This is a genomic window from Aeromonas sp. R2-2, assembly GCF_040908355.1.
In the GTDB taxonomy this organism is placed as follows: domain Bacteria; phylum Pseudomonadota; class Gammaproteobacteria; order Enterobacterales; family Aeromonadaceae; genus Aeromonas; species Aeromonas veronii.
On record NZ_JBFODQ010000014.1, the window covers coordinates 26,593 to 32,793 of the forward strand.

5 protein-coding genes are annotated in these 6,201 nt (G+C 62.3%); 2 read left to right on the plus strand and 3 right to left on the minus strand.

Annotated features, from left to right (window positions below; translation table 11 throughout):
• Both yqeC and yqeB read left to right on the plus strand, forming a co-directional pair.
• A complete protein-coding gene (gene yqeC, locus AB5Z09_RS02495) occupies positions 1 to 849 on the plus strand; it encodes a selenium cofactor biosynthesis protein YqeC (protein WP_368194557.1) in 849 nt (282 codons plus the stop codon).
• A 27-nt stretch (positions 850 to 876) separates the two neighbouring features.
• Positions 877 to 2,469 carry a selenium-dependent molybdenum cofactor biosynthesis protein YqeB gene (yqeB, locus tag AB5Z09_RS02500; RefSeq protein ID WP_368194558.1) on the plus strand — a complete coding sequence of 531 codons (1,593 nt, stop codon included), beginning with the start codon at positions 877 to 879 and terminating at the stop codon, positions 2,467 to 2,469.
• A 71-nt stretch (positions 2,470 to 2,540) separates the two neighbouring features.
• Here yqeB and AB5Z09_RS02505 read toward each other — a convergent pair whose 3' ends face one another.
• The 3 genes from AB5Z09_RS02505 to hydA form a co-directional block, all read right to left on the minus strand.
• Positions 2,541 to 3,464 (minus strand): DMT family transporter, encoded by a 924-nt coding sequence (locus AB5Z09_RS02505; RefSeq protein WP_368194559.1) that lies wholly within the window; start codon positions 3,462 to 3,464, stop codon positions 2,541 to 2,543.
• A 193-nt stretch (positions 3,465 to 3,657) separates the two neighbouring features.
• Entirely contained in the window at positions 3,658 to 4,590 is a 933-nt protein-coding gene (gene arcC / locus AB5Z09_RS02510; RefSeq protein WP_120414329.1) for a carbamate kinase, read from the minus strand.
• Between the two features lie 95 nt (positions 4,591 to 4,685).
• On the minus strand, positions 4,686 to 6,110 hold the full coding sequence (gene hydA, locus AB5Z09_RS02515) for a dihydropyrimidinase (protein WP_120414646.1): 1,425 nt from the start codon (positions 6,108 to 6,110) through the stop codon (positions 4,686 to 4,688).
• Positions 6,111 to 6,201: the final 91 nt, after the last annotated feature.

Here is a 6,201-nt window from a genome sequence, read left to right on the forward strand (position 1 = left end):
ATGTCGCACCCACACGTTGTTGCTGTCGCATTTCCAGATATAGATCCGCTATTAAACTCGCTCACCAAAAATATTGATAGCCATACCACCTTAATTAGCCTCTGCGGGGCCGGTGGAAAAACCAGCACCCTGTTCTGGCTGGCGGAATATTTTTATCAACAGGGTAAAAGGGTGCTAATTACCACCACCACCCGGATGTTTCTGCCTGCCCCGTCACACTATCGGGAATTGATCCTGGAAGCCGATCCCGTCCGCCAGCTGACCCGCTGTCAGCAACTGCCCGATGAGCCGACCCTGGTCGCCCTGTTCAGCCATATCGATCAGGCCAGCGGCAAGGTGGCGGGCCCCACGCCCCAGCAGATTGATCTCATCAAGGGGCAGCAGCGCTTCGATCTGATCCTGGTCGAGGCGGATGGCGCCCATCACAAGTTATTGAAAGTGCCCGCTTTGCACGAACCTTGCATTCCTCAGCACAGTGATTGGGTTATCGCCCTGACGGGCGGCGCCATGGTGGGGGCCCAAGCCGACCCGCAGCAGATCCACCGCTGGGCAGAGCTTCAGGCCCTGTGCGGGATAGAGGCCGGTGACCCCCTCGACTGGGCCCTGTTTCACCAGTTGCTCTCCCACCCCGAGGGGCTGTTCAAAGGTACCCCGGCCAGGGCGCGCCGGATCTGGTTTATCAATGGGGATTATCAAAATGAGGCGTCGTGGCTCGATGAATTGATAAAGCTGCATACCCGCCACCCCGAGATCCACGCCATCTGGCAGGGGGCGGTTCGCAAACCACAGCCCATTCGCCACGCACTCGGTTACTTCGCTCAGGATGAGGCTCAGCCGCCTCGCCCATGATGGTTTAAGGATAAGAAGAGGTACCTTATGAATCTGTTTGCACACGCAGCCCGACTGGAACAGGAGAACATTCCCTTTGCCATGGCCCAGATCATCGAGAGCCGTGGCTCCACCCCCCGCCATCAGGCCCAGATGCTGGTAATGGCCGATGGCCAGATCCTCGGCACCATCGGCGGCGGCATGATCGAGCGGCTGGTGATCGAGGAAGCGATGGCCGCCATTGCCGAGCGCAAGCCGCGTATCTTCCACGGCCGGATGGCCCGCAACGGCGAACATGCGGTCGGGTCGGATTGTGGCGGCGCCATGTCGGTCTATATCGATGTCTATGGTCTGCGACCACGGCTGGTACTGATCGGTGCCGGCCACGTCAACCGGGCGCTGGCCCATGCTGCGGCGCCACTGGGTTTTGATATCCATGTGGGCGACTGTTTTGAAGGGAGCCTCAATCCCGATCACTTCCCCGTCGGCACTCACCTCAAACAGGCCGATACCATCAGCGCGGTGATCGACGCACTGGCCATCGAGCCCGCCAACTTCGTCATCATCGCCACCAATCATCAGGACAAGGAGGCGCTGGATCGGCTCATCAGCCGTCCCCTCGCCTATCTGGGGCTGCTCGCCAGCAAGCGAAAGGTACAGACCTTCACCCAGGCCCTGCGCCAGCAAGGGGTGAGCCAGGAACAACTGCGGCAGCTGCACGCCCCCATCGGCTACAACATCGGAGCCGAGACCCCCGAGGAGATCGCCATCAGCATCCTCGCCGAGCTGCTGCAGGTGAAAAACGGCAAATCGGGTGGGCTGATGCAGGATGACGTGCGCCTCAAGCGGGATCAACTGGTGGTGATGCGCGGCTCCGGCGATATCGCTACCGGGGTGGCGCTGCGCCTGCACAATGCCGGTTTCAAGGTGGTGATGCTGGATCTCGACAAGCCCACGGTGATCCGCCGCACCGTCGCCTTCGCTCAAGGGATGTTTGATGGTGAAACCAGCGTCGAAGGGGTGCGCGCCAAGCGGGTCGAGAGCGTCGAGCAGGCGTTCGAGCAGCTGGATCGGGGCATCATTCCGCTACTGGTTGACCCCGACTGCGCCACCCTCACCGAGCTCAAGCCCCGCTATCTGGTGGATGCCATCCTCGCCAAGCAGAACCTCGGCACCCACAAGGAGATGGCCCCCATCACGGTCGCCCTCGGCCCGGGATTTGAGGCGGGACGCGACTGCGATGCGGTGATCGAAACCAACCGCGGTCACCATCTGGGGCGGGTCATCTATAAGGGCCCCGCCCAGCCCAATACCGGCATTCCCGGGGTGATCGAGGGGCACTCCGCCCGCCGGGTGGTGCGCGCCCCCGCCCCCGGCGTGATGAAGAGCCTGATCAAGCTCGGTGATCTCGTACAGGAGGGGGATGTGATCGCCCATGTGGGGGACGCTCCCATTATCGCGCCGCTCTCGGGCATGGTGCGGGGGCTGCTCAGCGATGGCATCGAAGTGCCTATCGGCTTCAAGATTGGCGATATCGACCCGCGTGGCGAGCGCGCCGATGCCACAACCGTCTCTGACAAGGCACGCGCCATCGGCGGCGCCGTATTGGAAGCCATGATGCATCTGGCCCAGCGCCGATAAGAGAGTGTTCTTAAAACCAGAAGGGCCCGCCATGATGGTGGGCCCTTTGTATTTCGTTGCCGACAATCAACTCAGCCGTGCTTGATGCGGGTCTCCCCCGCCACCGACACCACCGACCGCTTGCCCTTGCGGCTGATGACGAGAAGCGCCAGCACGATAAGGGCGATGCCGCTCCCCTCCACCGGCCCCGGGTTCTCACCAAGCAGCCACCAGGAGAGCAGCACGCCGCTCACCGGCACCGCCAGGGTACTGAGACTGGCGATACCCGCCGGCAGTTTTTTCAACACAAACAGCCAGAGACTCCAGGCAATGGCGGTGGCAAAAATAGCGCTATAGGCCAGCGCCCCCATCACGTAGGGCTGCCAGTCGATGGGGCGCTCCGGCACCAGCGCGGCCACCAGCGTCATCACCAGGGTGGCGTAGATCATCTGCCAGGTGGTGAGGGACATCAGATCCACCCTAGGATGGCGGGCATACATCCGTTTGGCGATGATGGCGCTGATCCCCCAGCTGATGCCGGAGAGGATCGCCAACAGCGCACTCTTGAGGGACTCAAGATGCAGCAACCAGGGCTGGATCACCAGCAGCAGGCCGCAGGCCGCCACCCCGACCGCCAGATAATGTAGCTTGCGCATCCGCTCGCCGAGAAAGAGCGCCGCGAAGATCACCACCCAGAACGGCATGGTGTAGCTCAGAATAGCCACCTTGCCCGCCCCGCCGCTGATCAGCGCCCACTGGGCCAACCCCACCATGCCGCAGGTCTGGAACAGGGCGATGGCGAGGGTATAGCGAAACGGGGTGGGTTTGAGATAACGGCGCCCGCGCAGGGCCAGTACCAGCAGCAGAACCAGAGACCCGCACAGGCAGCGCAGGGCGGTGAACTCGAAGGCCCCCGCGTAGAGCATCACCTGCTTCATCACGATCCAGCTGTAACTCCAGATGGCGGTGAGCAGGATCAATCCCACCAACGCCGCCATATTGATCTTTCCACTCATCTCTCACCACGCATAGCTCTGCCTTTCGCCTTTTGTTCCGATGGGCCAACCCTTATCGGGGTGGCTATCTTACCCCTGTGCTGGCGGGCTGCCCACGATCTATGGGAAATCGACCTCAGCCACAGTAGCGCCCGAGCCAAAAACATCAGGGGGCCAAGGCCCCCTGTCTATCACCCCGTCATCGCGTTGCACGCTACAGGCTGATCACGGTACCGGTCTTGCCAGCGATCCCCTCGGCTGCCTTTTCCAGCAGGGTGATGAGGGATTTTCGCCCCGGCAGAGATGTGGCAAACGAGAGCGCAGCCTCCACCTTGGGCAACATGGATCCTTTGGCAAACTGCCCTTGGGCGATAAAGCTGTTGGCATCGGCCACGCTCAGCTGATCGAGCCACTGCACATCGGGTTTGCCGAAGTTGATGGCCACTTTCTCTACCGCGGTAAGGATGATCAGCATGTCGGCGTCAATCAGTTCCGCCAGCTTGGCACTGGCCCAATCCTTGTCGATCACCGCACTGGCACCGCGCAGGTGATTGCCCTCCCGCAGCACCGGAATGCCGCCGCCACCGACGGTGATCACCACCTGACCGGCAGCCAGCATGGCAGAGACGGTCTCTTTCTCGATGATATCGACGGGTTTGGGGGATGCCACCACCCGGCGATAGCCACGGCCGGCATCCTCCTTGAGCCGCTCGCCCCTGGCCATCAATGCCTCGGCCTCCTCCTTGCTGAAGAAGCCGCCGATGGGCTTGCTGGGGTCGAGGAAGGCGGGATCGTTTTTATCCACCTCCACCTGGGTCACCAAAGTGGCGACCGGCTTGTGGATGCCGCGTTCAAGCAGTGCCTCGCGCAGGGCGTTTTGCAGGTCATAACCGATATAACCCTGACTCAGGGCCACGCAGACCGACATGGGCAGATGGGGCGCCTTGGAGTCATGACGGGCCGCCACCTCGAACGCCTGCTGGATCATCCCCACCTGCGGGCCGTTGCCGTGGGTCACCACCACTTCATGCCCCTGAGCGATCAGGTCGGCAATGGTGCCCGCCGTGCTCTGCACCGCCTTCATCTGCTCGGGCAGGTTGTTGCCCAGCGCATTGCCACCAAGGGCCAGTACGATTCTCTGTTTCATCTTGTTATCTCCAGTGATGGGACAAGCCGGCGCAATACCGGCCCACCTTTCGTTGTTCACATAACCTTGCTGCTCTGCGTGTTTCGAACGGATTGTCAGCCGGTCACTGTGGGGCAAGGCGAGTGCAGCTCCGGCGCCAACGCCGGATCAAAGGGCGCTCTGGCCAGAAAACGGCCATGCCCCCGTTGTCCGGTAAACTCGCCGTCGCGGGCCACTATCTCGCCGCGACTGAGGGTCATCCTGATCTGGCCGGGGCAGCGCATCCCCTCGTAGGGGCTGTAGTCGCCGTTGTCGTGCAGCAGTGGATGGGAAATCAGGGTGTCACCGCGGGGATCCATCAGCACCAGATCGGCGTCAGACCCCGCTTGCAGGTTGCCCTTGCGCGGCCAGAGGCCAAACAGGCGCGCCGGGTTGGCGCTGGTGAGAGCTACGAAGCGCGACGGCGAGATGCGCCCGCCCAGCACCCCGTGGGCAAACAGCAGCAGCATCCGGTTTTCGGCCCCGGGCAAGCCGTTGGGGCAGCGGCTGAAATCGCCCCCCGAGAGGGTCATGCGCTGGGCGTGAGAGAAGTTGCAGTGATCGGTCGCCACCGTGTCGATGTCACCCGCAGCGATGCCAACCCACAGCTTGTCCTGCTCGCGGCGCGAGCGCAGCGGCGGGCTCAGCAGATAGTCGACCCCGTTCTCCTTGTAATAACACTGCTCATCAAGCAGCAGATATTGCGGGCAGGTCTCCACCCAGACCGGTTGGCCCTGCCGACGCGCCAGTTTCAGATACTCCAGCCCCAAGCCGTTGGAGAGGTGGACGATATAGAGCGGCGCATTGCCAGCGAGCCCCGCCAGATTGATCATCCGGGCGATCGCCTCCGCCTCGCACTCCAGCGGGCGGCTTTGCGGGTGATACCAGGGTTCATGGTGACCGGCGGCCAATAGGGCCGCCCGGCGCGCCGCGATGGCGGCATCGTTCTCGGGGTGGACTGTGGCAAGCGCCCCCACCTCCTTGAGGCGGGCCAGCGCGCGCAACACATCGTGATCTCCGAGCTTGTACTGGTAGGTAAGATAGAGCTTGAAGCTGCTGATCCCCTCCTCCTGCACCATGGCAGCCATCTCGTGGAGGATGGCGTCATCCACATGCTGGACAACGCCGTGAAAGCTGTAATCGACCACCGCCTGATCGGCAGCATAGTCGTGATAGCGGGCCAGCTGGTGATGCAGGTTGCACCCCGCCGGGCCAAATCCCATGTGATCGACGATGGTGGTGGTGCCACCACAGGCGGCAGCACGGGTACCGCTGAAAAAGTCATCGCAACTGCGGGCAATGCCCACGTCGATGTTGAAGTGGGTATGGACGTCGATGCCGCCCGGCATCACATAGCAGCCGCTGGCATCGATCACGTCGGTCTCGCCATCGGGCTGGATAGCGGCGGCTCGCGCGCGGATCACCCCGTTCTCGATCAGCAGATCCTGACGATATTCACCCTGTGCATCGACCAGCACACCGTTTTTGATCAGCCGTTTCATCCCCACCACCTCGAACATCCCTTCAAACAGCAAAGCCCCGCCTCAATGGAGACGGGGCACTTGCAACAGACGGGCGGTGATGAGAGTCACC

Excerpts from the sequence above, each read along its gene's own strand:
- yqeC (WP_368194557.1), top strand. The coding sequence starts at position 1 with ATGTCGCACCCACACGTTGTTGCTGTCGCATTTCCAGATATAGATCCG.
- yqeB (WP_368194558.1), top strand. The coding sequence starts at position 877 with ATGAATCTGTTTGCACACGCAGCCCGACTGGAACAGGAGAACATTCCC.
- AB5Z09_RS02505 (WP_368194559.1), bottom strand. The coding sequence starts at position 3,464 with ATGAGTGGAAAGATCAATATGGCGGCGTTGGTGGGATTGATCCTGCTC.
- arcC (WP_120414329.1), bottom strand. The coding sequence starts at position 4,590 with ATGAAACAGAGAATCGTACTGGCCCTTGGTGGCAATGCGCTGGGCAAC.
- hydA (WP_120414646.1), bottom strand. The coding sequence starts at position 6,110 with ATGAAACGGCTGATCAAAAACGGTGTGCTGGTCGATGCACAGGGTGAA.